The organism is Archangium minus, from assembly GCF_044360475.1.
Classification (GTDB): Bacteria; Myxococcota; Myxococcia; order Myxococcales; family Myxococcaceae; genus Archangium; species Archangium minus.
Window position 1 is genome coordinate 11688692 of sequence record NZ_CP043494.1, and the last position, 26372, is coordinate 11715063.

Consider the following 26372-nt stretch of genomic DNA (forward strand, 5'->3'; position numbering starts at 1 on the left):
CTACTCCAGCCGGCTCACTGCACGCCAGGCGCTCTACCTCGACTCGCTGGAGGGGGGGAAAGCTCCCGCGGTCGCCCGGGGCGGTAGGAGTCCTTCACTACATCCACGCCGAGAGCTTCGAAGCGACGACACAGTGCCCAGATGGTCCTGCGGTCCTGGCCGAGTCGGTCGGCCAACTCCGAGACGATGGTGGCTGGGTCAGCCATCTCCAGCAGGATGCGCGCCCGCCGGGCGATGCGTTGCTCGGTACGTCCGTCTCGCACCAGTTGCTCGAGGTACGTCACCTCTTCGGGCGAGAGGTGGATGAGTCGTGGGGGGCGTCTCCTCATCCACCGGAGTTATTCAGCCCCCCGCGACTATGTCCAAAAACTTCGCGGACACTCCACTAGTCCTTGACGGGACCGGGGCGTACCTCTGTTGCGTCAGCCACGGAGGAACGAGGAGGAACAATGCAGAAGCGCAAACTCGGAAGCAGTCACCTGGAAGTCTCGGCCATTGGGCTCGGCTGCATGGGAATGAGCGGCGGCTACGGCCCGGCTGCAGACAAGCAGGAGATGCTCTCTCTGATTCGAACGGCCGTCGAACGTGGCGTCACCTTCTTCGACACCGCCGAAGTCTACGGTCCTTTCAGGAACGAAGAACTCGTGGGCGAAGCGCTCGCTCCCTTCCGTGGGCAAGTGGTGATCGCCACCAAGTTCGGCTGGGACATCGACCCGGAGACGGGGGTGAATCGCGGCGGTCTGAACAGCCGGCCAGAGCACATCAAGGAGGTAGCCGAGGCCTCGCTCAAGCGACTCAAGGTCGAGGTCATCGATTTGTTCTATCAGCACCGGGTCGACCCGAACGTGCCGATCGAAGACGTGGCGGGGGCGGTGAAGGACCTGATTCGCGAGGGCAAGGTGAAGCACTTCGGCCTCTCTGAAGCAGGAGCGAAGACGATCCGTCGTGCACACGCGGTCCAGCCGGTCACCGCCGTCCAGAGTGAATACTCGCTGTGGACGAGAGGCCCTGAAGCAGAAGTGCTGCCGACCCTCGAGGAGCTCGGGATCGGCTTCGTTCCCTTCAGCCCTCTGGGCAAGGGCTTCCTCACGGGCAAGATCACCGAAGGCAGCACCTTCGCCAGTTCCGACATCCGCAGCACCATTCCTCGATTCACGCCGGAGGCAATGAAGGCGAATCAGGCCTTGGTGGAGCTGCTTGGCGAGATTGGGAAAAGGAAGAAGGCGACTCCTGCTCAAATAGCGCTGGCCTGGCTGCTCGCCCAGAAGCCGTGGATTGTTCCAATCCCGGGGACTACGAAGCTGAACCGCCTGGACGAGAACAATGGAGCCGCCGCGATCGAACTGACTCCCGATGATCTCCGTGACATCAACAGCGCCGCCGCGAAGATCCCGGTACAAGGGGCCCGGTATCCAGAAAGACTGGAGCGAATGACCGGGCTGTGATCGGCGAAAGGATGAGCTGTCGGATTGAATTCCGCAGCTCACCCAACGAGCTCAGGGCTGCTTGTTCCCAAGCAGCTCCTTGGCGCGCGTGATGGCGGACATGGCGTTGGGCCAGCCGACGTAGAAGGCCAGGTGGGTGATGAGCTCGACGAGCTCCTCCTGCGTCACGCCGTTCTCTATGGCGCGCGGGAAGTGGAAGCTCATCTGCTTTCGGCTCCTTTCAGGGACGGGCGCCGTACTGCGCGTCGGTGACTTTCTCCATCCACTCGACGACCTTGCCGTCGAGCCCCTCCTGAATAGCGATGTGGGTCATGGCAGTAGTGGGCGAGGCGCCGTGCCAATGCTTCTGGCCGGGCGGAATCCACACCACGTCCCCTGGACGAATCTCCTCGACGGCGCCACCCCACTGCTGCACCCGGCCAACGCCCGCCGTCACGACGAGCGTCTGCCCCAGCGGGTGGGTGTGCCACGCGGTGCGGGCACCAGGCTCGAAGGTGACGGAGGCGCCCGCGGCGCGCGCGGGGGCGTTCGCCTGGAATAGTGGGTCGACGCGCACGGCGCCGGTGAAGCTCTCGGCGGGCCCCTTGGCGGAGGGCTGCGTGCCGCTGCGTGTGATGCGCAGGGCCTGCGGGCCTTCGCGTGTGGCGGCCGAGGGAGCGCCTGCATCGGCGGCCGTGGCCTTCGGGTTGGCCTGGGCGACTGCCATACCGAGCAGTGGCAGAGAGACGAGCGTTGCAGCAAGCAGTTTCATGTCCGTCCTCGGTTTCATGGTGGGTAGGTGGCGGCGGTGCGGGTAGCCAGAGCGTGCCATCCGTGGACTTGGACAAGTCCGCATGGGCAGGCAGGGCTCCGTTACATCGAGGCGAGTACTCGGGGACACCACGAGAGGTACGCCCCAGCCCCGCTGAGCACCAGGGCCCAGGCGATTCATAGGCTGTTAATCAGAGGTGAAGAGTGCCGCGGGCTTGGAGGGCGCTGTGGCGTTCCCTGGGCGACCGGAATATGAGTCACCCGCGCCTCCCATGCTCCGCTCTCGCCTCTACCTCCTCGCGGCCGCCGTGCTCTGGTCCACCGCCGGCGCCGCCGTGAAGCTCTCTACCCTGTCGGCGTGGCAGCTCGCCTCCGGCCGCTCCCTCATCGCGGCCCTGGTGCTCGCGCTTGCCATCCCCGCTGGCCGCCGGCTCCCGTCCCGGAGAGGGCTCGCGGCGTCGGTGGCTTATGCCGTCACGGTGGTGTCATTCATCATCGCCAACAAGCTCACCACCTCCGCCAACGCCATCTTCCTGCAGGACACCGCACCGCTCTACGTGCTGCTCCTATCCCCGCTCCTGCTGCGCGAGCGACCCTCACGCAGTGAGCTGGCCGCCGTGCCCGTGTTCCTGCTCGGGTTGAGCCTCTTCTTCCTCGATCAGCTCAACCCCGGTCAGTTCTGGGGCAACATGATCGCACTGGGCTCGGGCCTCACTTTCGCCCTGTGCATCCTCGGGCTGCGCGCCGTGGGCGACGAGGGCTCCTCGGTGCTCGTGTGGGGCAACTTCATCGCCGGCGTCAGCGTCCTGCTGCCCGCGCTCGAGGGCCCCAAGCCCACTCCCGTCGACATCGGACTGCTCGTCTTCCTCGGTGTGTTCCAGCTCGGCATGGCCTACTCGCTCTTCCAGCGTGGCCTGCGCGAGACGCCCGCGGTGGAGGCCTCGCTCCTCATCCTGCTCGAACCGGTGCTCAACCCCGTGTGGGCCTTCCTCTTCGCCGGGGAGCGGCCCGGTCCCTGGGCGCTCGTGGGCGGCACCATCATCCTGTTGGCCACCGCCTGGCGCACACTGCTGGGTGGCAGGGCTGGCAACGAGTCTCCGGCGGACAAAGCCCCGACGCACGGAAGCACATAGATGAAACCGTCGGCGAGCCACAGGCGTTGAAATGGCAATCGACACGTTGCCAATTCACCTACCGAGGAAAAATGAAACGTCTAGACAAGTGCCTGGTCGGGGTGCTCGCGGGAAGTGCGTTGGTGGGCATCGCCATGGGAGGCGCCATGGCATACACAGCGGGGCGTCCGACCGCATCGCTAGCAGTGGATGAGGCAGAACAAGCGCTGGCAGCGATTGCCGCAAAGCACGGCACGGACCCACAGTCCCTCCTCGGCGAGCTGGTAGAGAATCGCCTCGCGGATCGCCTTCCACTGAAGGGAGGAGGCAATCTGGTAGGAACGGACGTGTTCGTGGGGGCGGGCGGTGAGCGAAACACGCTCATATTGGGAGACCAGCATGAACGTTGGATGGGAGCTCCCAGGTCCAAGGCCGAGCTCGTCGTGATCTCCGGTCAGACCGTGCTGGGGAGCTTGCCAATGCCCGAGGGCGCCAGTCTGCGAAATCTGTCCGTCATCGGGTTCCAGCCCGACAAGGTCTTCTTCCTCGATGGGAAGGAGTTCTCGCTGGGCCACCTCGTCCGGCCGAAACCTGAGTAACGAGCAAGAAGAGGGCGAGCTCCGCCAGCACTAGCAACTGGAGTCGAATGGGCTACAACGTGCCCGACATGAAAAGGTTCGTCCCACTCATCTGCTCACTGCTGCTGTCCTGCACGAAACCCACCACCGTTCCCGCGACTCCGGTGGATGCCGGCGCTCCCGTGACCTCTCGCGGTACGGAGGCCGCTGTCCCTGACGCGGGCGCCATCGCTCCGGACGCGGGGACCGGTGCTACCGCGCAGACGGATGCCGGAACCAGCGGAGCACCCACCGCGCGCTGCTCGGCGAGCAACCTCAGCCCCGAGCCGAAGCCCACCCAGCCGCCCGTGCCCGAAGCGGTCGACTCGATGCGCCGCCGCATCATCGCCGCCGCCGTGGCCTGCGACTACGAGGGCCTCGCCGCCCTCACCCGCGAGAAGGACATGGGCTTCAAGGCCAGCTTCGGCGACGTGACGGACGTGGCCGGCTACTGGCGCGAGCTCGAGACGAGCCGCGGACAGCCCGTGCTCGCTCAAATGGTGAAGCTGCTCAACCTCCCCTACGCCAAGCTCGGCGACCTCTACGTCTGGCCGTCCGTGCATCGTGAGAACGCGACAGATGAGGACTGGAAGGCCGTCGAGGCGGTGTACCCGCCCAAGCAGCTCGCCGAGATGCGTCGCCAGGGGACGGGTTACCTGGGCCTGCGCCTCGGCATCCTGTCCAACGGACACTGGCAGTTCTCTCTCGCCGGCGACTGAGACGCGGGCTCACCCCACGACACGCTTCTCGTCGCTCGCCCCCGGCGGACCTAAGCGCCGCGAGAGCTCCGCTTCGAGCCGCTTCGGCTCGATGGGCCTCTCGCGGTGCCCCACGTACCCAACCTCGAGCGTGCGGGCCTGCACCGCCAGCGCACGTGACAGCAGCGAGGACTTCTCGAGCTGCTCCACGACGCGGCACCGCAGGCCATACCGCGCCAGCTCCGCGACTGTCGTCAGGCCCGTCGGGCCCGCTCCCACCACCAGTGCGTCCAACATGTGTGGTGCCTCCCCCGGCCGGCATTCACCGCCGGTGCGCACCTCCTTGGCACAGAGGCCCGAGGCGCCCAGTGCGCTCAGCCGAGATCCACCCCGTGGCCCGCCTGGACATGCCCGATGTCCACCCGCCCGTCCTGCATCCGCAGGCCGCCGCGGAAGGAGTGCTCTCGGATGAAGAGGTGCGTGTCCAGGTCCGCGTAGTCGAAGCCGCCCAACCCGGCCGCGAAGTGCGCCGCGCTGCTCATGGCCAGCGTGCTCTCCACCATGCCGCCCATCATCAACTCCATCCCGTGGGCGCGCGCCAGGTTCCACATGGCCAGCGACTCCACCACGCCGCTCTTCATCAGCTTGAGGTTGATACCGTGCGCGCCCCCTTCGCGCACCAGGCGCACCACGTCCTTCACGGTGCGGGCCGACTCGTCCGCACACACGGGCACCCGAGACGAGCGGGTCAGCTCGGCCATGCCCTCCCAGTCCTCGCGAGGCACAGGCTGCTCGAAGAGCGCCAGGGGGATGCCCGCCGCCTCCAGCCCCGCGAGGAAGGTCCGCGCCTGCGCCACGGTGTAGCCGCCGTTGGCGTCCGCGAACAACCGCGCCTCGGGCGCCTCCCGGCGGACAGCCACCATGCGCCGCACATCCTCCTCCGGCGAGCGCGCGCCCACCTTCACCTTGAGGGTACGGATGCCCCTCGCGATGATGGACCGGGCCGAGGAGGCCGCATGCGCCTCGTCACCGGCCGTCACCGTCATGTCGATGTCCAGCCCGGTGCCCGCCCCACCGAAGAAGGCGAACAGCGGCATCCGGTAATGACGGCCCAGCGCATCCAGCAGCGCCAGCTCAATGCCACAGCGCGCCGAGGGAGCACTCGGAAGGGCCTCACCGAGCCACGCTCCAATGGGGCGCCAGCTCCGCGCGTCCCGCCCCAGCAGCGCCTCGCGGACGGAGGCGATGGCCTCGAGCGTACTCGCCTGCGTCTCACCGGACACAGCAGTGAGGGGCGCCGACTCGCCCAGACCCACCGTCCCGTCCGCCAGCGTCAGGCGAATCAGCACGTTGTTCGCCATGTCGGGAGCACCCGTGGCGATGGCGAAGGGCTCGGTGAGAGCAAGGTCCAGCGGCTCAATGTGCAGGTCAGTGATGAGAGTCGGGAGCATGGGTCTCCAGGATGGGGCTCAGCGTAGCAGCCGCTCAAAGGTGATGACCTTCAACGCCACGAAGGTGGCCACCGCCGCCCCCGCCGAGAACAACGCCGCGAGCAGCAGCGCGGTGAGGACAGGGCCCGGTACCACCAGCATGACGGCGAAGCACACGAGGATGGTCGGGCCAATCAGCAGCCCGTTGATGTTGTTGGACGTGCGGAAGTCGCGCGCGAGCAGGCTGACGAGCAGCGCGGTAGTGGTGGAGAAGGCCATCGCCGTGAGCAGCATCACCAGGAGCGCCAACACGAAGCCGGGCGAGCCAATGCCCAACCCGAGAATCAGCACCGCGTCGATGGAGAAGAGCGCCAGCGTCACGGCAGACGCCAGCGCGAGCAGGGCCAGCAGCTTGGCGAGAAGTATCTGCCCCACGCGCACCGGGAGCGCCACCAGCAGTTCGAGCGTGCGCGACTCGCGCTCGGTGATGAGGATGTAGCTGGCCGTCACCGAGGGCACGATGAGCCCGCCGAGCGCGATGAACGGCACCAGCATGCCCCGCATCATCGACATGGGGTCCTGCGTGAACTCCCGGAGCCCCGGGGGCAACTCCACCCCGGACGGGAGGTTCACCGGCTTCGACATCCCGGTCTTCAACCCGACCATCTGCAGCCCCGGAACAATGACCAGCAAAATCATCGGCAGCAGCAGCGCCGACACCATCGCGCCGCGGCTGCGCAGCAACTGGCGCCACTCCTTGCGAAAGAGGATGCGCACCTCACGCTCGAGCATCGTTCGCCCCCACCACGTCCAGGAAGAGGTCCTCAAGGCTTGGAGTGACGACGCGGCACTCGTAGACCTCGAGGCCCGTGGCGAGCAGCCGGCGCAACAACTCGGGCGCCTGGGCTACCGCGTCCGCCACGTGCACGCGCACCGCGTCCTCCTCACGCGTGGGTGCGTGACCCTGCGCGACGAGCGCCTCCATCAACCGCTCGGGACCCTGGGCCGCGCGCAGCACGAGCACCGGCTGGATGCGCTGGCGCAGGGTGGCGATGCGCTCGTGCAGCAACACCCGGCCCTGGCGAAGGATGATCGCGCTCTCGCAGAGCGCCTCGGCCTCGGCCAGGTTGTGCGTGCACAGCAGCACCGTGCGTCCAGGCATCACCTTGCGCAGGAAGGTGTGCACCTCGCGCGTGGCGACGGGGTCCAACCCCACCGTGGGCTCGTCCAGCAACAACACCTCCGGCGAGGACACGAGCGCGGCGGCCATCGACAGCCGGCGCTGCATCCCTCCGGACAGCTCCGCCATCTTCCGCGCGCGGAAGGGTCCGAGGCCAAAGGCCTCCACCACCTCGGCGATGTTCCCACTGCCGTACAGGTCACGTACCAACTGGAGGTAGTCGTCCACCGAGAGGTCCCGGTACATGCCCGGAGACTGGGGGACGATGCCCACGCGCCGCTTGGCCCCAAGGAAGTCAGGGTCCTCGACGCCGAGCCCAAAGAGGCTCACCCGTCCGGACGAGGGCCGGAGCGCACCGGTGAGCAGGCGGATGAGAGTGGTCTTCCCCGCGCCGTTAGGGCCTAGCAGGCAGGCCCGCTCACCCGGCGCAATCCGGAAGCTGACCTGGTCGAGCGCCTGGATGCCACCGGGGTACACCTTGGTGACTCCGGAGACCTCCAGTGGCACGTGAACGTTTTCCGCCAAGCGACCGTCCTCCCACTCGCACGGCGGACATACCACGAGGGAGCGGCCTTGCATCCGGCCACGCACATGGGCAAGAGCATGCGAGGAGAGTCCCCGTGCCATGAATCACATCCCAGGAACATGGCCACTCCCAGGAACACGACGGCTCAAGGGCACTCCTGCCGCCCCCGCCGAGGTCACGCCCGCCCATCAGTCCGAGGAGGAGACCGAGTCTCGCGCCCCTGAGACGCCGCTGTGCTGCGCACGCTGCGGCCACGTCATCACGCGTGAGCGAGACCGCACCACGGTCAACGGCCGCCATGCCCATACCCGCGCCAACCCGTCTGGGTTCGTCTTCCACTTCGGCTGCTTCGCTCGGGCCGAGGGCTGCCTCGTCATCGGCCCTCCCACCGCGGAGGCGAGCTGGTTCCCAGGCTTCGTCTGGCAGCTCGCCCTGTGCGCCGCGTGCAAGACCCACCTGGGGTGGGCCTTCCGCGGCGAGAGTGACTTCCTCGGGCTGGTGCTGGACCGCCTCACCGCTCCGAGCTGAACGTCCCCTGCTCAGTCCACGCGAACGATCACGTCGCTGAAGTACTGGCTGGAGGACGACACGTCCTTGCAGGACGTCCCGTTGATCAGGTTCGAGCCCATGTCGAACACGACCTGCACGTCCTTCGAGCCGGGGTACGGGATGACCGCCTCCGGAGCGGAGTTCGACGGCGCGGACAAATCCCTCACCTTCACCGGCGCGCTGCTCGCATTGCCGCTCCACTTCCAGAGGGCGAACGGCCCGCTGCTCTCGTCATGCGGTCCGCTGAGGATCAGCATCGCCTGATGCGCCTCCGACCACGCCAGGCCCCGGATGCCGTACCCACCCAGATTCACCAGGATGACCTGACCGAACTTCGCCCTGGACCCCGCGACCACCGCGTCCGGGTTGGTCAGCGTGACCATCAGCGCACTCGAGCCAGACTGCGGGTTGCGGAAGCCAATCACCAGCTCACCAGTAGGCAGTGCCGCCAGCCCCTCGACGTTGGTTCCATTCAACTTCGGCGCCAGCTCCGCCACCGTGCCCACGGACAACTGTGAGCGCTCATTCAGCAGCGAGATGACCGAGGTGTTCGGATTGAGCCAGTTGGACGCATCCAGCATGTCCTTCAGCAGGTTCGAGTACGTCCCCGCGACCTGCAGCGAGACAGCGGGCACCGTGCCCGAGATATCAATGGCGAAGAACTTGTAACGCGAGGTCTCGAGTTCCCCGTCCTTGTTCCGCGCCTGGGAGCCAGTCACGTAGATGCGGTTGCCCACGCGAGCGGCGTCCTCGAAGTCCGCCTCGTCCGAGGACGAGAGGCCCAGCGCGCTGCTCAAGTCCTTGCTCTGGACCGAGGAGGCAGTCGCCCCCTGGGTGAAGATGCGCGCGGACTGGGACTCGTCGTTGAAGTTCAGGAAGTGGGTGGCGTCGATCCACACCCCGCCCGAGCCATCGCAGGTGCCCTTGTACGTCCCCGCATCCGTACCGCCGTCCGAGCCGGGCAGCTCCCAGGTCACCGTCAGCTTCGGGCGGGAGGAACGAGTGGAATACTCACTCGAGCGGATCTCCAGCCGGTTGTCGTTGTCCTTGTTGGCGATGATGACCCCGTGGTTGCTGGAGGGCGTGGACACCCACTTCTGCACCACCGCGAGGCCCCTCGCGTTCAGCGTCACGGTGTACGTCCCCGTCGAGGATGCCCGGATGGAGCCCAGCGAGGTCGTGTCCCGATCGCCACTGCCATCCGCGCCATTCGAGGCCCAGTCATGGCTGCTGTCCGCCTGTTCCCACGTGACCTGGCTCTCGGTCCACGCGCGCGTCAGCTCGTAGAAGTCGTAGGTCTGATCCGCCTTGTCGGACACCGTGACAACGATCGACGCGGAGCGGACAACCGCATTCGCGGGGATGCTCGACACGTCCCACTGCAACAGGATGTAGTTCTCGTTGCCGCTCCCCGCGGGCGTGTCGCCGCTCGCCGAGATGCTGGTGTCGCCACCGTTGTTGGTGTCGGGGTTCTCCTCCTCGATCATCGAGTCGCGGGTGCCCGCGTAGCTCGAAGACGGAGACACCCCGTCCTGGAATGACGTGCTCTGCGCGCCTGTCAGCTCCCAGGCTCCGATGGAGCGCCCAAACTCCGTGTCGATTCCGTCAAATTCTTCCTGTCCACACCCCGCGGCAAGCAAGAAGCACGCGGTCAGTGCACCGACGACAGGGCCCATCCATCTACGCATGTGTTCTCCCCTGCGCCCGGAGGCGCGGGGGCGGACGGTCACCCATCCAGGTTCATGCGCCGTGTCACGATTCGGTCGAAATCTGATGGAGCCCCCGCGACATGCACAGGGGCTCCCCTTCCGCCGGTTGCTACGGGATGAGCGGGGCGAGCGCGGGAGCGATCAGCGTCTGCTTCCCCTGCTGCACCGTCGTCCAGTCATCCTGGAGCACGCCCCCGGTATCATCCGAGTTGGGATTGAGCGACCAGACGGAGAAGCTCATCCCGTTGCCCTTGAGATAGCTCGAGAGCGTCTGGAGCCACTGGCGGTCGGAGTCAATCAGCAGCTTCGTGCCGAACTCACCCACGAAGACCGGAGCGCGATTCTCCTTCACCAGGAAACCCCAGGTGGCGTCCCACACGCCCGGCAGGTTGGCCGGGTAGCCGGTGGACGGCTTGTTCTGGAACCAGGGCTGCCCGTAGACGCTCTCCGGGTAGTCGTGCGTCGAGTACACCACGCGCCCCGCCACGTTCAGCCGCACCGGGAAGTCGCGCGCACCGCGCAGGTTGCCGCCCCACCAGTACCAGTTGCCTTGGTAGATCTCGATGCCCTCCACGATGATGAGCAGGTTCGGGTTCTCCGCGAGGATGGCGTTGCCCGCGCGCTCGGCGGCGAGCCTCCAGTCCGTATCGAGGTTGCCATCACCCCACGTGGCGCGGCCGTGCGGCTCGTTGTGCAGGTCCACGCCCACCACGGTGGGATCACCCTTGTAACGGCGCGCGAGCATCTTCCAGTCGTCGATCCACGCCTGCTCCTCCGTGGCGCGGCTGTTGCGGTACCAGAGCTCCGACTGGCTGTAGGAGTCCGGGCGATGCCGGTCGAGCACGATGCGCAGCCCGCGCGCCTTCGCCGCGGCGATGATGCGGTCCATCACCTCGAGCGAGGTGAGCCCATTCAGCTCGGGGTTGATCGTGTAGCTGATGTCCAGCGGGTTCGGGTACACGCCCGCGCGCAGGATGTCGTTGCTGAAGGGCAGGCGAATCATGTTGTAGCCGAGCGACTTCACCTGATCCAGCAGGCTCCCCAGCGTGCGCTTATGCAGGCCGTAGGGCACGCGCGACGGGCCCTCGAAGCCGAACCAGTTCACGCCCGTGAGCCGCACCTCTTGTCCGTTGGACGCGTAGATGCGCGCGCCCTGCGTATGCAGGTAGCCCGCGGCCCCGCCCGGAGTCCCCCCGTCGGTGCCGGCATCCGTGCCCGCATCAGTCCCCGCGTCCACACCCGCGTCCGTGCCGGCATCCGTCCCCGCGTCCACGCCGCCGTCCACGCCCGCGTCCGTGGGGAGGTCCGTCTGGTACACGCCGTCCGCCGCACACAGCGGCAGCGAGATCCCAGGCTGATAGGCCACCTCGCACGAGGTGGCCGTGCCGCCGCTGTTCACGGCGCGCACCCGCACGCGCGAGCCGGCGAACCCCTGCGAGCGCGTCCACACATTCGCGTCCCAGGCGGCAGGGCTCATCGCGGTCCAGGCACCACCATTCACCGACACCTCGACCCGCCCTGGAGCTGGATCCGCCGTCACGCGGGTCTCCATCCACCAATCATTGCTCGGTGTCTGGATGAAGAAAGACACAGGCACGCGCGCGGGCTGCACCTGCGGCTGATCTTGCCCCACGTCTGATGCTTCCCCCGGCGCGGGCTGCACCTGCGGCTGGCCTGGCGCTTCCTCCGGCGCGGGACCTCCGCATGCCGCTGCGAATAGCGCGATCCCCAGAAACATTCCGACTGTCTTCATGCACGACCTCCGTGGTCCGGCGCCCCCCAACCGCCTCGGCATTCATAGACTAAAACCAGACGGAAATCATGAAGACCTATAAAACTTGAATATCGAGAATGATCAGCGATTGCGAAACACACATGCGCAAACCTTGCTGCTGAGCTTCTCACTTCTCGATTTCTGGATTTCTCAGACCGCGACCCCGCTCCGAGAGCGTTTGTCTACGGAGTTGTCACGGGCAGTACGGGGACGGAGGCCCCCACCACCTGCGGCACGTCCCGCCCCTCGCCGAAGCCCAGCACCCACCACTCGGGCGCGGTCTCGCCCCGCTCCGTTAGGGCGCGCCCCAGGTCCTCCAGCGGCTCCATCTCGCCGTCGTCCGCGAGACTGAAGGTGCCGTAGTGGATGGGGACGCTGTAGCGCGCGCCCAGGTCCACGCTGGCCCGGACGGCCTCGTGCGGAGAGATGTGCACCGGGGACATGAACCACTCGGGCTTGTAGGCGCCAATGGGGAGCACCGCCAGGCGGATGGGACCGAAGCGCTCTCGAGTCTCGGCGAACTGCCGGCCCCAGCCGGTGTCCCCCGCGAAGTACGTGGTGCCGTGCGGCCCTCGGAAGACGTAGCCCGTCCACAGCGTCCCGTTGCGATCGAACAGGCCCCGGTTGGAGAAGTGCTGGGTGCGCGCGCTCACCAGGGTCACCTCGGGACTCAGAGGAAACGCCTGCCACCAGTCCACCTCGGTGACGTGGCGCAGGCCCTTGTCCTCGAGGAAGGCGCGATTGCCGAGGCCGGCGAAGATGCGCACCTCGGGGAACTTCTCCTGGAGCCGCCGCAGGGTCGCTATGTCCATGTGGTCATAGTGGTTGTGGCTGAGCACCACCGCGTCAATGGAGGGTAGGTCCTCGAAGCGGATGCCTGGAGGCCGGACCCGCTTGGGGCCGATGAAGGAGACCGGGCTGCAACGCTCGCTGTAGATGGGGTCGGTGAGGATGTTGAGCCCGTCCAGTTGCAACAACACCGTGGCGTGGTTGATGAACGTCACGCGCAGACCTCCACGGCCCACGCGCTCGGGCGGTGGTGGTCCGGGAGGCACGTCGTGCCACTCCGTCCACGGGCCCGGGTCGCGGTTCAGTTGCCACTTCAGGACGCTCCCCTGCTGCTCGCGAGGCTCCAGGTTGACGAAGCGCTTGCCATCGAAGTGGTCGCTCTTGGGCCCCTTCCACGTGGGCGCGGAGAAGATGCAGCCGCCCATGCCCACGCCTCCCACGGAGAGGGCCAGCACCCCGGCCAGGACGGAGAGGAAGCGGCGCAGCGGACGTCTGCTCTGGGAAACCTTGTTCATTGTTCATCCGTGTACTTGTTTGGGTTTGGCCTGAACCCTGGATGCCGTGGTTCGGCCTCTATTGTGGCCAGTGGAGGCGCCAGCCCTCGAAGCTCACCACCCAGATGTCCTCCGGGCTGGTGCCGGCGAGGTCACTGGGGGAGGACACGACGTTCATGCCAGGCACCACGCGCCAGGAGCTGCCGTCGTACCGGTAGAGCTTCCCGCCATCCGTGGAGACGTAGACGGAGTTCCTTCCGAAAGCGAGCACCGAGAGCAGGTCCTCCGAGGAAGGCTTTGAGTGCAGGCTCCACGAGGTGCCGTTCCACATGAGCACGCTACCGCCGCCTCCGACGGCATAGGCCAGCCGCGGGTTCACGACCCAAACATCCCAGAGGGGATTGTCCACGATGCCCGGGATGTGCTGGACGTTCTCGTCAACCCAGCGGCTCTGGTCCGGATTGTAGCGGTAGATGCGCGCATCCACCCCCTCGGAATTGAGGTAGCCGCCCACCGCGAAGAGGATCTCCCGCGAGATACCATGCGCGTTCCAGAGTGGCTCCGCCACGACGTTGGTCTCGAGAGGAGTGCTGGGGCCGGTATACCGAAGCGCGCGTCCATGGAATGGGGATTGCCTGTTGGTACCGACGAAATGGATGTCGAAGTTGCCGTCCGGCAAGGGCACGCCGATGACGCTCTGCACATTCGTGTCCATGTCGTGGGCCCAATTGTTCTCGCATGTCGAGGTTCCGAGCCCGTACCGCATCACCGCGCCATTGAACCCTCCGAGCACGGCGGTCCCATTGCGCGGATCCACCCAGACGGAATGCCAATCCGAAGCCCCCGGGCAGACCCCCGTGAGGCTCTCGAAGTACGTCTGCCCCGGCCGGCGCACCGCCAGGGTGTCAGAGGCTCCGGCGACCCACACCCCCCCATCGCCCCACACGGCCACGGACCGCCAGCTGTCCCCGCGCCCCGAGGAATAGTCCACCCATTTCCCACCGCCCTCAGGACACACACCGCCCTCGTCCACCAAACCGTTGCAGTTGTTATCCTCCCCATCGCACAGCTCGCGCGCGTCCGCGTGCGTGAAGGGGTTGCCGTCGTTGCAATCGCCGGCCCTGGGGATGTACCCAGCGCCCGGCGTGCAGGTCAGGACGCCCGCATCTGTCTTCCCATAGGAGTCGCGGTCTTCGTCCGGGTAATAGGTCAAAGACGGAGTGACGTCGCTGCACTCGATGCCTCCGTCCGCCGCGCAGGCCTTGATGCCCGTACAGCCCGAACCCAAGTCGCAGCTGTCGCCCAGGCCGAGCCCCTCGTCATGCACACCGTCGCAGTTGTCATCCGCCGCGTTGCACAGCTCAGGGGCACCCAGGTAGCGCTGCGCGTTGGTGTCGTCGCAGTCGAAATCGTTAGGCACGTGACCTTCAGGCTGCTTGCAAGCCGTGATGCCCGGGACCGTGTTCGAGCCCTTGCCGTCCTTGTCCTTATCGGGATGCCACTGGCCCTCTTTCGCCTCACACGTGCTCTCCGTCCCTTCGGCATTGCAGGTCCACGCGCCCTGGCAACCGTCAGGCTTGTCACACACGAGGCCCACATTGAAGCCCTCGTCCGTCCCGTCTTTGCAGTTGTCATCCCGGTTGTTGCAGAGTTCCTGCGCGCCCGGGTGCACATCGGCACTGTTGTCGTCACAGTCCCCAGTACGAGTGACGAAGGAGTCATTCGGAGAAGCGCAGGCGACGAAGGATGTGCCGTCCACTCCGTATCCATCCTTGTCTTTGTCCAGGTAATAGGGGCGAGGCTGCTCACAGGAGTCAAGGATGCACACCCCTTCGAGGCACCGATAGCCCTCAGTGCAGGGATGCAACGTGTCGCAGGCACGAGGCCCATCCTCCTCGAAGTCCGACAGGTCGGGCACGGTGCACCCGAAGCACAGCAGAAGCAGTCCCATCAGCCACAAGCAGGAGCGGTTCATCGAGTCTCTCCGGACGAAGGCGCCGCGGGGGAAGGCAAGAGCAACCAGGACACCAGGGCGCCCACCGCAGCGGCGCCCGCGGTGCCGAACAGGATATTGGCGGTGCGCGCGCTTCGCTGCGCCTGTGCCTGATGGGAGATCACCTCGCTCTGGTAGCGCGCGCTCCAGGCCGCATCCACCTGGTCACGAGACGCCAGGCCGAACGCGGTCCCCGCTCCAGCGGCCACGACGCCCGCGCCGAGCAACACCAGTGGCACGACCGGTATTCGGCGAGCCGGCTCCCTCACCTCCACGAGCCCCGTCGGAGCAGGAGGCGTTTCAGGCATCAGCCGAGCCCCCTGCTTGGACTTCTGCTCGGGCCTGTCCGTGGGCACCCCGCCAGGCGCGCTCGCAGGGGAGCTCCGCGAGGAGCCAGGGGATGAGGCCGAAGCGGACGGAGTCCTCTTCGCGAGCACCTGCCGCGCACGTTCCCGCTGTGCCTCGAACTCACGACTCAGCTTGGGTGACACGCGAACCGGCAGCTTCGCCTGAGGATTCAGCAAGAGCGCCGTCAGGAAGCTGGCGCGGGCCTGTTCCCACTTGTTGAGCTCGGCGAAGAGGATGCCCTCGTACAGCGTGATGGAGATCTCCTCCTCCGTACCCCGAGCCACCTCCCTGGCTCGTGCGAGCTGCTCGAGCGCCTTCTCATATTCGAGTTCCTCGTAGAGCCGTGTCGCGTCGGTGAGATACCGCTCGAAATCGCTCGCCGCATATGCGGACCCCAGTGGGCTTCCCACGACGAGGAAGCCCAGGAGGAGCAGCAGGGGCACTCGGTAGCCAGAAGGATGCATGGGCCCGGATGATACGTACCCGGGAGCAATTCTCTATCTCTCTGACATCCGCCCCGTCCGCTTCACGGCGCCGGGCAGGGGTAGGCCGCGGCGAGGGAGGCACGAAGCTGCCCCAAGGCAGGACCCTCCTCCGCGGTCACCGTGTTGTTGGTGAACGCGCATCCGTACGTCGGGCTCGCCACCACCGCGGGATCGAGCACCTCGTCGCCTTGTGGCTTGATGCCCTCCTGCTCCCATTTCACCATCGCGTCGAACGCAGCGACCTGCTCCGCCGTGGTGAAATCGCAGTGGCTGATGCCACGGATCGCGCGCTGGACGAGCCACTGCGAGGTGCCATTGGCATCCGCCCTCCGCTTGTAGATCTGCTCCATGCTGAAGGGCACGAACAGGTCGCCCAGCGTGTGGATGCTGACCACCGGTACGCCAATACGGGCGTTCGCCTTCGGAATCCACCGCAGGCCGTCCCGACGAAGCCTGTTGGCCTCGGGATCGCCCTGCACGCGGTAGATCGACGCATTGAAGGTCTGCTCTTCCGCGGAGACCGCCGCATCGTTGTCGAGCTGGAATTGGAGGTCCCGGGTGGTGATGAGATCCTTGTTGAGGATTCCGTCCACCGTGCCGTCACTACCGAAGGTGCCCCAAACCGTGTCCTGAATGCCCTTGGCGATGGGGCCACCGAACCCGAGGTCGAACATCGGCCGCTCTCCGCCCGTCAGGAACTTGACGGTCTGCTTCAGCTTCTCGCCCTGCGGCGTCACTTCCGTGGGGAAGGTGGTGAAGAGCGCGGCCCTCACCTCTGGCTGGAGCTGGTCCCAGTTCGTCACCGGCCAGCTCGTGGCCGGGAAGCCCGCGAGCTGTTGGGCCGCGGTCTGGTAGGCGGCGAAGTAATTGAACAGCTCCGTGTCGCCCAGCACGCCGCACATGGGCACCGCGCCGTTGTAGCGAACCTTGTTGTTGGCGGTCTGGAGGTTCTCCTCATCGACCGCGGCGGCGGCGATGTGTCCTCCCATGGAATGACCGATGATGTAGAGCTTCTTGGGCGCCTCGAGCGTACGGCCCTTCTCGGCGGCGATCCGCGTGAAGGCCAGCGCGAGCGCGTTGGTGTCCTCGACACCGGCGCGCACGTCATAGGAGTTCCTCGAGTAGCTCGACGCGGCCCACGCATAACCGTTCGCGAGCAGGTGACGCCGGATGCTGGGCGTCGTCACGTTCAAGGTCGTCCCGGTCCCGGCGTACCCGTGCGCATACATCACGAGCATGCCGTTCCAGTTCTTGGGTACCTCGATACGGTAGCCGCTGCCGTTGAGGACCCCCCACCAGCGATCGGACTCCGGTGCGTCGGCAAGGGCGGAGAAAGGCAGGGCCGCCTCGTTGACCGTATACGTTCGCGAGTCCTGAGCGCGTGTCTCCTCCGGCTCCGGGGGCGGAGGATTCTGCTCCTCTGGAGGACTGTCATTGCCGTCACAGCCGTGTAGGACCACACCGACGAGCGCGAGCGCCGCTGCCTTCCCAATAAAACGTTTCATCGTGCTGTCTCCGTCAGAAGTTCCACCGTTCGAACAAGATGTGTCGCGCTCACGAATCGTCGGCTTCGCCAGCGCCTTCGGGCAGGGACGTGGGCATGCGCGCCTCCAGTGCGCTCAGGGCACGCTCCATCAGGAGCAGCGTGCGGCCCAATGACTCCAACTCCGTCTTCGAGATGTTCTCGAATTGGGCCGCCAGCTCCTCGCCCAGGGCCTGTCCGAGGGCGTCGCCCACCGCCAGGCCGCTCTCCGTCAACGACAGGCGGAACCGCCGTCTGTCATTCGGATCCGCATCTCGTCGCACGTAGCCCCGCTGCTGGAGTCGGTCGATCAGTCCCGTGACGACGGCTGGCGTGACGCCCATCCGCCGCGCCAACTGCCCGGGAGAGGAGATGCCATCCCGGATCCCATAGAGCGCGCTGAGCTGACGCAAGCTCAGATCCTGATCCGGGCGAGCCTGTGCACGCGCCTCGGCCCACCGGTACATACGGGCGACCATCCCCAACATCCTGAGCGCATGGTCGAGCGGAAGGTTGGAACGCTGAGTCATCGCTACCTGGCCCCCGAGCCAAGCGCCGCGAGCGCGGCCGCCATCACCTGCTTCAGCGGAACCCCGGCGGCCTCGGCCACCTTGCGGCAATCCTCGAACTCGGGATGAGCGTTGAGCACCACGCCGTTGCGCAGGCCCCGCTTCACGCGCACCCTGCCCCACGGCGTCTCCACCTCCACCCAGTCCCGCTCCAGCGCCATCCGCTCCACTGGGTAGGCACGGACTCCGAGCGTGGTGGACTCCCGCATCAGCGAGTCCATCACCGACTCCTTCGCGCCTCCCTCCACCAGCACGCTCAGCACGTGGCCCGGCCGCGCCTTCTTCATCGTCGCGGGCACCACCCACGCATCCAGCGCGCCCTTCCCGAGCAGGTGCTCCAGGAGGTACCCGAGCAGCTGTGGCGTGCTGTCATCCAGGTTCGCCTCCAGCACCCAGAGGCCCTCGGCCCGTGCCTCGGCACGTCCCATGGACGCGCGCAGCACGTTGGGTCTGTCTTTGAAGTCCTTCGTCCCCACGCCGTAGCCAATGCGCTCCACGATGAAGTCCGGCGGCGGCTGGCCGATGCGAGCCAGCACCTTCAGCAGCGCCGCGCCCGTGGGCGTCGTCAGCTCACCCACTCCCTCGAAGCGCACCGGCACGTCCTTGAGCAGTTCCAGCGTGGCTGGTACAGGGATGGGCATGTTCCCGTGCGCCACCCGGATGGTGCCACTGCCCAGCGGAGGCGGCGCCGCGTACACCTCCGGGTCTCCCAGCAGGTCCAACACCACCGCCGCACCGCAGATGTCCACGATGGAGTCCACCGCCCCCACCTCGTGGAAGTGGATGTCCTCGATGGACACCCCGTGCACCTTCGCCTCGGCCTCGCCGATGGCCCGAAACACCGCCAGCGCCCGCTCCTTCGCCCGGGGCGACAGCGTGGGCGCCGCCTCGATGAGCTGGCGGATGTCCGAGTAGGCCCGGTGCGGGTGTGCCTCGCGCTCGTCCAGCACCACGTCCAGGTGTGTGCCGCTGATGGCGTGCCGCACCGCGCGGCTCACCGACAGCTTCCAACCCGGCACCTTCAACCCGCTCAGCGCCTGCGCGATGGCCTCCGGCGACACGCCCAGGTCGACGCCCGCTGCCAGGAACATGTCCCCGGCGATGCCTCCCACCGGCTCCAGGTAGAGCACTTTCCGCACGGTTCACTCTCCCAAGGGGACGGCTCTCCCGCCCCGTCCCACTCCCGGAGGGAGGGGAGGTTGTTGGCTCAGCGCCGGCCCTTCGTGCGCGAGATGAGCGCCGCGTAGAAGCCGCCTCCGAAGCCGTTGTCGATGTTCATCGTCGCCACGTTGGACGCGCACGAGTTCACCATCGCCAGCAGCGCGGACACGCCACCGAAGTTGGCCCCGTAGCCCACCGACGTCGGCACCGCCACCACCGGAATTCCCACCAGCCCGCCCAGCGCACTCGCCAGCGCCCCTTCCATGCCCGCTACCACCACCGCCGCGTGCGCGTCCTGAATCTCCTCGCGCCGCTTCAGCAACCGGTGGATGCCCGCCACGCCCACGTCGTATACGCGCTTCACCGTGGCCCCCATCGCCTCCGCGGTGATGGCCGCTTCCTCGGCAACGGGGATGTCACTCGTCCCCGCCGTCACCACGGCCACCGTCCCCGCCTTCGGCTTGCCCTGCTTCAGGTGGAAGATGCGCGCGACCGCGTGGTACTCGCCCTTGGGGAAGGCGGCCAGCAGCGCCTCGGCCTTGTCCGGTTGCAGCCGAGTCACCAGCACCGTCTGCTTGCGCTCCACCAGCTTGCTTACGATGCCCAGCACCTGCTCCGCCGTCTTGGGCTCGCCCAGCACGACTTCTGGGAAGCCGAAGCGCAGGCTGCGGTGGGTGTCCAGGGTGGCATAGCCAAGCTCGGCGAACGGCAGGTCCTTGAGCCGGCCCACGGCATCATCCACGGAGACCTTGCCGCCCTTCACTTGCTCGAGCAGTCGGGTGAGCGTCTTCTCGTCCATGCCCGCCCCTCTACCCCACTGTGCGGGTTGGAGGAATGGGGCGAGTGAGAAGACGGCACGGGGGCCGACGTTAGAAGCGTCGGCCCCCATGCCTTCGGAGCGGGTGACGCGCTACGCCCTCCGACGGCTCCGGGACCGCATCACGCCGCCGAGGAGCAGCGCGAGGGCGCCGAAGGCCTCGCCACCGGTGCCCGCGCAACCGCCGCAGCCACCGCCATCGTCAGGCTCGGAGGCCGACCCGTTCACGAACACCGCCGTGGTACGGCCGGGCACGCGGAAGTCGCCGGACGACTCGAACGCAGCGGACCGGACGATCGGGTCCAAGGAGGACTGCTGCACGGAGTGCAGCTTCATGGGGCGGCCTGCGTACTCGGAGATGTTGAACACCTGCTGCTCATCATGCGCGTTGAAGAGCACCACGATGTCCGTGATGCCATCCGCCGCCGCCTCGTCCCGGATGTTCATGACGATGAGGCCGGGAACCTGCGAGGGGCCGGTGTTGAAGAAGCGGACCTTCGCCTGGACGTCTTCGGCCGTCCGCAGGCGGAACAGGGCCGCGCTCTTGCGAATCTTCAGCAGCTCCTCGAAGTGCTCGAGCGCCCGGAGGATGTGCTTCGAGTCCGCCTTCAGCGCCGGGTTGGCGAGAAGCGGCTTCATCGTGGACCACTTGTCCTGGTTGTCCGCGGCAGGAGGCAGGCCCACGCCCCAGTTGTTGGACTGGTAGGTGAAGTCGAGCTTGTTGAACCAGTCACCCGAGTTGAAGCTGTTGCGATCCAACGACTTGGAGCGCAGCAGCTCGTCACCGGCGTGGAAGAAGGGAATGCCCTGACTGAGTGCCACCAGGCTCAAGCCCATGTTGTGCATGCGCACGCGGGCGTCCAGGTCCGCCGACGCGGGCGCCTTGAGCTGCACGGCGTCGAACAACGTCTCGTTGTCGTGCGCCGAGACGTAGGTGATGACCTCCTGCGGGTCCAGCGTGTAGCCCGCGGGCTGGCCGTTGTAGTCCACCTGCGAGCCCTTCACGGTCTCGCCCGCCTTGTTGACGAGCGTGTAGTCGCGCAGGTTGCCCGTCAGACCCACGCGGATCTGATCCATGTGGTGCAGCAGCCGCTCGCGCTGCTCCTCGTCGCTGCCCGAGGAGATGGAGTTGGGGTCGTACCAGAGGCCGCTGATGAAGCCCTGCTCCTGCAGACCGCTGAACGGGCCACCGCCACGAGCCGCGTCACGCAGGCGGTCGCTGAAGGTGCCGATGCCCGTGCCAGGCATGTTGAGCTGGGTGGCGTTCAAGCCGCGCGCGTTGCTGACCACCTCGCCGAAGTCCCAGCCCTCGCCGTAGATGTAGATGCGGGAGCCGTCCACCCCGTCCTTCTCCAGGGTGAGCGCACGCAGCCGCTCCTGGACCTTCACCATGTTGGCCTTCATGTGGTGGCCCATCAGGTCGAAGCGGAAGCCATCCACCTTGTAGTACTTCGCCCAGGTGACGAGCGAGTCCAGCATGAGCTTCTCGAACATGACGTGCTCGGAGGCCGTGTTCTGGCAGCAGGTGCTGGTCTCGACGTTCCCGTCGGCGTTGAGCCGGTGGTAGTAGCCGGGCACCACCTTGTCGAGCACCGACTTGTCCGCCAGCCCCGAGGCGTTGGTGTGGTTGTAGACCACGTCCATCACCACGCGCAGGCCGCTGTCCGAGAGCGCCTTCACCATCTGGCGGAACTCGACGATGCGCGCGCTGCCGTCCGGGTTCACCGCGTAGCTGCCCTCGGGCACCGTGTAGTGGTACGGGTCATAGCCCCAGTTGAAGCCGTCCGCGTCCGCCACCGCCGTCACCGCGGCCTGCTGCTGCTCCGAGTCGGGAGCCATGGAGGCCAGGTCACCCGCCGGCTCCTGCTGCTTGGAGCGATCCTCCTCGATGGTGGCGATGTCGAACACAGGCAGCAGGTGCACGTGCGTCAGGCCGCTCGTGGCCAGGCGCCGCAGGTGCTTCATGCCGTTGGAGCCAGACTCGGTGAAGGCCAGGAAGGTGCCCCGCTTCTCCGCCGGCACCGTCATGTCGCCGATGCTGAAGTCGCGGACATGCAGCTCGTAGAGGACGATGTCCTCGGGCGCCGCCAGCGCGGGCTTCGCCAGCGAGTCCCAGCCCGAGGGCGCGAGCGTCGGGTCCGCCAGGTCGATGAACTGGGTGCGCTTGCTGTTGGTGGACAGGCTCAGCGAGTAGGGGTCCGTGACCAGGTTCTTCACGACCTGCTTCGCGGAGGGGACGTACACCTCCACCTCGTAGAGGTAGAACTTGCCCTTCCAGCTCGCGTCACCAGTGACGCTCCAGACGCCCGTGGAGGCGGCGAGCGTCATCGGCAGCGTGACCTCGGCGGGCGTGGAGGGATCGGAGCTACCAAACACGTGGAGGGTGACATTCCGGGCAGTGGGCGCCCACACCTTCAGCGAGGGAACGCCGTTCTGCCAGGTGACACCCATGGCCTCGTCATTGGCGTACAGCTCATCCAACACGCCCGGGAGCTGTGCCGAGGTCGCGTCCAACAGGTTGCCATCCGCGTCCGTGAGCGAGAGGGCGATCTGCCCCTTGAGGATGTCCTTGACCTTGATGAGGTCCGCATCGGCGATGCGCAGCACCGGCCGGCCCGCGAGGTGCGGGAACTTCGCGGAGATCTGCGGGGGCAGCCCCGGCGTCTCGCGCGTCAGGGTGATGGACTCGCCGCCCGAGATGCCCGAGGGGCCCAGGGTCATCGCCCCCGTGGAGTCATAGTGCAGCCGGAAGGACGCCCCCGCCGGGATGGCGACCACCTTCGGCTTCCACACCAGGAACTCGCTCGAAACCCAGTGCGCCTGGGCCTTCATGATGTCCCCCTTGGGCGCACCGGCCACGTCGATCCCCAGCTCGTGGGTGACCGAGTCGTATTGGAAGAGCACGCGAGCGTTGTCCGCGTGCACGGTGAAGCTGATGTTGGAACCACCGGGCGCGCCATTGGCCCCGTAGTTCTCCTTCCAGTCCTCGTCGATGGCGACCTTGCCCTCGTAGGTGCCCGCCGCGAACGCCGTGGTGGAGAAGGAGTAGATGCCGTCTCCGTCCACGTCCGTCAGCCACGAGCGCAGGCAGTCCGGCATCCAGTCACCGGAGCAGCCCAGCTCGCTCTGGAAGTTGCCGGGAGCCACGGCGATGACGGAGTTGAACCGGGTGGTGACCCAGTGCGTCGTGCTGTCGTAGTAGAACTTGACCTGCGTCTGCGCGTTGAGCGTCAGGGAGAGCTCGGCTCCGTCGGCGGCGCCCCTCTGGCCATAGGTGGTGAGGGTGCCACCCTCGTCGACGGCCGCACGGAACGTATAGGAGCCCGCAGGCAGGGTGAACACGCCCTGCCACGCATTGTCGTTGGCGTCGAAGCTCAGGCGGGAGTTGTTACACGTCGCGTCACCGGCGGTGCACGACAGTGGGGTCTGCACGGAACCCACGAGCGTGACGCTCGTCGGCTCCGCGGCCGCGGTTCCCGCCGAGAGGAAGGCGAGTGCGCCGAGCAGCGCCCCCTTTCGGGGCATTCTGAGGGGGGGGACTTCAGTTCTCATTCGGGACACCTTGTTGCCCGGACGCACCGTCCCCGGGACGGAACGACCGGACAGCTGTTGGGGCGAAGGGAAACACTCCGGCGCAACCGCCTCGCGAGGACACGGCACGCCGGAGTGCACGACAGCGTATAGCAGAGAGGACCCGGAGCCTTCACCTGGGGCGACTGGCACGGAGATCAGCGCGCTGTTAAAGCCTCGCACCCATGCCGCGCTCCCATTCCCTGCGCCTCCTCCCCGTCCTCGCTTTGACGGCCTGCGTCTCGGACCCGGCTCCCCCGCCGCCTTCCCTGCCTCCGGTGGAGCTGGCCCCGCCCGCGGGCAACGAGTGGTATCGGCACGCCGTCTTCTACGAGGTCTTCGTCCGCAGCTTCCAGGACTCCAATGGCGACGGGATGGGAGATCTGCCCGGTCTCATCTCGCGGCTGGACTACCTCAACGACGGAGACCCGAGCACCACCACGGATCTCGGCGTGGACGCGCTGTGGCTGATGCCGGTGTTCGACTCGCCCAGCTACCACGGCTACGACGTGGTGGACTACGAGCGCATCAACCCCGACTACGGCACCCTGGAAGACTTCGAGCGCCTGTGCGCCGAGGCCCACCGCCGAGGCATGCGCGTCATCCTGGACCTGGTCCTCAACCACACCAGCTCGCAGCATCCGTGGTTCGTGGACTCCGCCTCCTCGCGCACCTCGGCGAAGCGGGACTGGTACATGTGGAGCGACACCGATCCGAACTGGGCTCCGCCCTGGGACACCTTCGCCACGGGCTCCACCTGGCACCCGCTCAACGGCGCCTACTACTACGGCGTCTTCTGGGGCGGCATGCCGGACCTCAACATGAAGACACCCGCCGTGCGCGAGGAGGTCAAGCGCATCGCCTCGTTCTGGCTGGGCAAGGGCGTGGATGGCTTCCGGCTGGATGCGGCGCGCTACCTCATCGAGACGGGCGGCGGCACGCTGGGCCAGGCCGACACGGCGGAGACGCACGCCTTCTGGAAGGAGTTCGCCGCGCACGTGCGGAACGTGAAGCCGGACGCGGTGCTGGTGGGGGAGAACTGGAGCACCACGCCCACCATCGCCACCTACTACGGCTCCACGGATAAGGTGCCCGGTGGTGACGAGCTGCCGCTCAACTTCAACTTCCCGCTCGCCGAGGAGCTCCTGAAGGCCGCTCGGACAGGCGACGGCAATGGGGTGGCCCTGAAGCTGGCGGAGATGCGCAGCCGTTATCCCAAAGGCGTGGCGGATGCGCCCTTCCTCACCAACCACGATCAGGTGCGCGTGGCCACGCAGTTGGCTGGCGATCAGGGAGACCTGACCACCGTGGCCTCGCTGCTCCTCACCCTGCAGGGCTCGCCGTTTCTCTATTACGGCGAGGAGGTGGGCATGGCCAACGGCACCACCAACAACGACGAGGCCAAGCGCACGCCCATGGCGTGGGACTCGAGCGCTGGGGGCGGCTTCACCACCGGCACGCCCTGGTTCCCCTTCTCCCCGGGCCGAGAGAGCAACAACGTGGCCGCGCAGTCGAACGCCCCGGGCTCGCTGCTCTCGCGCTACCGCGCGCTCATCCGGACTCGCCACGCCTCCGAGGCATTGGACCGTGGCGGTCTCAAGCTGCTCACCTCCACTCAGGGCCGCGCGCCCACGCTCGCCTTCCTGCGCACGTTCGGAGAGGAGCGCGTGCTCGTGGTGCACAGCCTGAGCGACTCCTCCAAGACGGCTGGCCCCTTTGAATTGGAGGCGGAGTCGGCCGAGGTGCTCTTCGCCGACCCCACGGTGGGCTCACTCGTGAGGGACGGAGGGACCTGGAGCGTCAGTCTGTCCGGCCGCGCCACTGGCATCTGGCGCCTGAGGTAGCGCGGGCGAGGCGGGCACCACCGCCGGCCAACCCGGCGCCTCGGGCCCGAGCACCGTTTCCTGCCGCACGCCCTCGGGCACCAGCAGGTCCACCACCGGGGACTGAGCCGAGCCGCCTACGCGCCCGCCGCCGAAGCGCTCCTGCGACACGCCAGGTCCGATGCCGAGCACCATCATCCCCTGCGGGCCTGGCGCGGTCACGCCACCAAAGAGCGTGGGCAATTCCACCCGCTGCTCCAGCGTGGCGCCCGTCACGGCCACCGCGTAGCCCCACGAGGGCTGCGCCTGTCCGCCAAGGAAGCTGTCCGGGACGAAGAAGGACACCGAGGGGCCAAAGACGCGCACGCGAGTGGGGAAGAAGACGCGCTCCTCCATCTGCCGCTCCACCTGCGCTTCCAGGGCCCGCACGGCGGACTCGCTCACCGAGCCCTGCTGCTGCTGGGCCTCCGCGAGCGCCGCATTCCGCCACAGCTTGCGCAGCACGTCGCGCGCCTCGTAGGGGCGTGGAGTGAGGACGATGGCCTTCTCCCAGGCGCTGCCCGGCGCGAGCGAGAGGTGACGCCCGGGGAGCGTGTCCGTACGGCCAGAGCCCTCCTGTTGGTCCTGGTCCACGTACACATCCAGGTTGAAGGTGTAGAAGCCAAAGCGCGCCTGGTCCGCCTGGGTGGTGCCCGCTGCGTCCACCGTGCGCCGCTGGGGCACGGCGATGGGCCGGGCGAAGGTGGCCTCGAAGCGGGTGCCGCCACTCTCGGGGAAGGCTCGGAAGGACAGCAGATCCAACGTGCCGGGACCCATGTCGTTGCGCAGTGGGTAGCGCAGCTCTCCATCGCCGTGGTCATCCCCTCGCGGGTCCTCCAGGGAGAAGAGCGGTGCATTTCCACGCGTACCGCCATGGCAGGCGCCGGTCAGGGTGGCCAGCAACAGGAGCAGGGAGAAGCGACGAACGAGCACCATGCGGAGGTTCCTCGGGGCGGAAAAAGCGAGGGGCCC

24 protein-coding genes are annotated in these 26372 nt (G+C 67.1%); 6 read left to right on the top strand and 18 right to left on the bottom strand.

All coding sequences use genetic code 11. The features are described 5' to 3' along the window. Positions 1–14: 14 nt before the first annotated feature. Entirely contained in the window at positions 15–329 is a 315-nt protein-coding gene (locus tag F0U60_RS47850; RefSeq protein WP_395805451.1) for a helix-turn-helix domain-containing protein, read from the bottom strand. Positions 330–449: 120 nt separating this feature from the next. On the opposite strand from F0U60_RS47850, the gene F0U60_RS47855 reads away from it, so the two are divergent. Continuing rightward, positions 450–1445, top strand: coding sequence for an aldo/keto reductase (locus F0U60_RS47855; protein ID WP_395810714.1), 996 nt, complete (start codon positions 450–452; stop codon positions 1443–1445). A 51-nt stretch (positions 1446–1496) separates the two neighbouring features. Here the strand turns inward: F0U60_RS47855 and F0U60_RS47860 are convergent, their stop codons facing one another. Next, entirely contained in the window at positions 1497–1649 is a 153-nt protein-coding gene (locus tag F0U60_RS47860; protein ID WP_395810716.1) for a carboxymuconolactone decarboxylase family protein, read from the bottom strand. Positions 1650–1665: 16 nt separating this feature from the next. Next, complete coding sequence (locus F0U60_RS47865) at positions 1666–2196, bottom strand: cupin domain-containing protein (protein ID WP_395810718.1); 531 nt, start codon at positions 2194–2196, stop codon at positions 1666–1668. A 271-nt stretch (positions 2197–2467) separates the two neighbouring features. Between F0U60_RS47865 and F0U60_RS47870 the strand changes: the two genes are divergently transcribed. From F0U60_RS47870 to F0U60_RS47880, 3 genes are all read left to right on the top strand, one after another. Continuing rightward, positions 2468–3328 carry a DMT family transporter gene (locus tag F0U60_RS47870; RefSeq protein ID WP_395810720.1) on the top strand — a complete coding sequence of 287 codons (861 nt, stop codon included), beginning with the start codon at positions 2468–2470 and terminating at the stop codon, positions 3326–3328. Positions 3329–3399: 71 nt separating this feature from the next. Then, positions 3400–3906 carry a hypothetical protein gene (locus F0U60_RS47875; protein ID WP_395810722.1) on the top strand — a complete coding sequence of 169 codons (507 nt, stop codon included), beginning with the start codon at positions 3400–3402 and terminating at the stop codon, positions 3904–3906. Between the two features lie 68 nt (positions 3907–3974). Then, a complete protein-coding gene (locus F0U60_RS47880; protein ID WP_395810724.1) occupies positions 3975–4643 on the top strand; it encodes a hypothetical protein in 669 nt (222 codons plus the stop codon). A 9-nt stretch (positions 4644–4652) separates the two neighbouring features. On the opposite strand, the gene F0U60_RS47885 is transcribed toward F0U60_RS47880, so the two are convergent. From F0U60_RS47885 to F0U60_RS47900, 4 genes are all read right to left on the bottom strand, one after another. Next, positions 4653–4919: an FAD-dependent monooxygenase gene (locus F0U60_RS47885; RefSeq protein ID WP_395810726.1), complete on the bottom strand. Its 267-nt coding sequence runs from the start codon at positions 4917–4919 to the stop codon at positions 4653–4655. Between the two features lie 77 nt (positions 4920–4996). Next, positions 4997–6073, bottom strand: coding sequence for a dipeptide epimerase (locus F0U60_RS47890; RefSeq protein WP_395810729.1), 1077 nt, complete (start codon positions 6071–6073; stop codon positions 4997–4999). Between the two features lie 18 nt (positions 6074–6091). Then, positions 6092–6844, bottom strand: coding sequence for an ABC transporter permease (locus F0U60_RS47895; protein ID WP_395810731.1), 753 nt, complete (start codon positions 6842–6844; stop codon positions 6092–6094). Further along, positions 6831–7757, bottom strand: a complete 927-nt coding sequence (locus F0U60_RS47900; protein ID WP_395810733.1) for an ATP-binding cassette domain-containing protein — start codon at positions 7755–7757, stop codon at positions 6831–6833. The genes F0U60_RS47895 and F0U60_RS47900 overlap by 14 nt, the downstream gene beginning before the upstream one ends. A gap of 100 nt (positions 7758–7857) precedes the next feature. Here F0U60_RS47900 and F0U60_RS47905 point away from each other — a divergent pair, with 100 nt between their 5' ends. Beyond that, positions 7858–8286, top strand: coding sequence for a cereblon family protein (locus tag F0U60_RS47905; RefSeq protein WP_395810735.1), 429 nt, complete (start codon positions 7858–7860; stop codon positions 8284–8286). A gap of 11 nt (positions 8287–8297) precedes the next feature. Here F0U60_RS47905 and F0U60_RS47910 read toward each other — a convergent pair whose 3' ends face one another. The 10 genes from F0U60_RS47910 to pulA all read right to left on the bottom strand — a co-directional run bounded on the left by F0U60_RS47910 (position 8298) and on the right by pulA (position 23493). Continuing rightward, entirely contained in the window at positions 8298–9995 is a 1698-nt protein-coding gene (locus tag F0U60_RS47910) for a DUF3616 domain-containing protein (protein ID WP_395810737.1), read from the bottom strand. A 130-nt stretch (positions 9996–10125) separates the two neighbouring features. After that, positions 10126–11769, bottom strand: coding sequence for a glycoside hydrolase family 5 protein (locus F0U60_RS47915; RefSeq protein ID WP_395810739.1), 1644 nt, complete (start codon positions 11767–11769; stop codon positions 10126–10128). A 203-nt stretch (positions 11770–11972) separates the two neighbouring features. Next, the gene (locus F0U60_RS47920) at positions 11973–13094 is read right to left on the bottom strand and encodes an MBL fold metallo-hydrolase (protein WP_395810741.1); all 1122 of its coding nucleotides are present in this window, start codon (positions 13092–13094) and stop codon (positions 11973–11975) included. Between the two features lie 58 nt (positions 13095–13152). Then, positions 13153–15048 (bottom strand): MopE-related protein, encoded by a 1896-nt coding sequence (locus F0U60_RS47925; RefSeq protein WP_395810743.1) that lies wholly within the window; start codon positions 15046–15048, stop codon positions 13153–13155. Continuing rightward, entirely contained in the window at positions 15045–15878 is an 834-nt protein-coding gene (locus F0U60_RS47930) for a hypothetical protein (RefSeq protein ID WP_395810745.1), read from the bottom strand. Before F0U60_RS47930 ends, F0U60_RS47925 begins: the two co-directional genes overlap by 4 nt. Positions 15879–15940: 62 nt before the next feature. Next, complete coding sequence (locus F0U60_RS47935) at positions 15941–17404, bottom strand: alpha/beta hydrolase (RefSeq protein WP_395810747.1); 1464 nt, start codon at positions 17402–17404, stop codon at positions 15941–15943. Positions 17405–17453: 49 nt separating this feature from the next. Then, complete coding sequence (locus F0U60_RS47940) at positions 17454–17900, bottom strand: MarR family winged helix-turn-helix transcriptional regulator (RefSeq protein WP_395810749.1); 447 nt, start codon at positions 17898–17900, stop codon at positions 17454–17456. Positions 17901–17953: 53 nt separating this feature from the next. Continuing rightward, positions 17954–19129: a nickel pincer cofactor biosynthesis protein LarC gene (gene larC / locus F0U60_RS47945; RefSeq protein ID WP_395810751.1), complete on the bottom strand. Its 1176-nt coding sequence runs from the start codon at positions 19127–19129 to the stop codon at positions 17954–17956. Positions 19130–19197: 68 nt separating this feature from the next. Further along, on the bottom strand, positions 19198–19950 hold the full coding sequence (gene larB / locus F0U60_RS47950; protein ID WP_395810753.1) for a nickel pincer cofactor biosynthesis protein LarB: 753 nt from the start codon (positions 19948–19950) through the stop codon (positions 19198–19200). 111 nt (positions 19951–20061) lie between these two features. Beyond that, the gene (gene pulA / locus F0U60_RS47955; protein WP_395810756.1) at positions 20062–23493 is read right to left on the bottom strand and encodes a pullulanase-type alpha-1,6-glucosidase; all 3432 of its coding nucleotides are present in this window, start codon (positions 23491–23493) and stop codon (positions 20062–20064) included. Between the two features lie 230 nt (positions 23494–23723). Here pulA and F0U60_RS47960 point away from each other — a divergent pair, with 230 nt between their 5' ends. Beyond that, positions 23724–25382, top strand: a complete 1659-nt coding sequence (locus F0U60_RS47960) for an alpha-amylase family glycosyl hydrolase (protein WP_395810758.1) — start codon at positions 23724–23726, stop codon at positions 25380–25382. On the opposite strand, the gene F0U60_RS47965 is transcribed toward F0U60_RS47960, so the two are convergent. After that, on the bottom strand, positions 25308–26336 hold the full coding sequence (locus F0U60_RS47965; RefSeq protein WP_395810760.1) for a glucodextranase DOMON-like domain-containing protein: 1029 nt from the start codon (positions 26334–26336) through the stop codon (positions 25308–25310). The genes F0U60_RS47960 and F0U60_RS47965 overlap by 75 nt on opposite strands. Positions 26337–26372 lie beyond the last annotated feature (36 nt).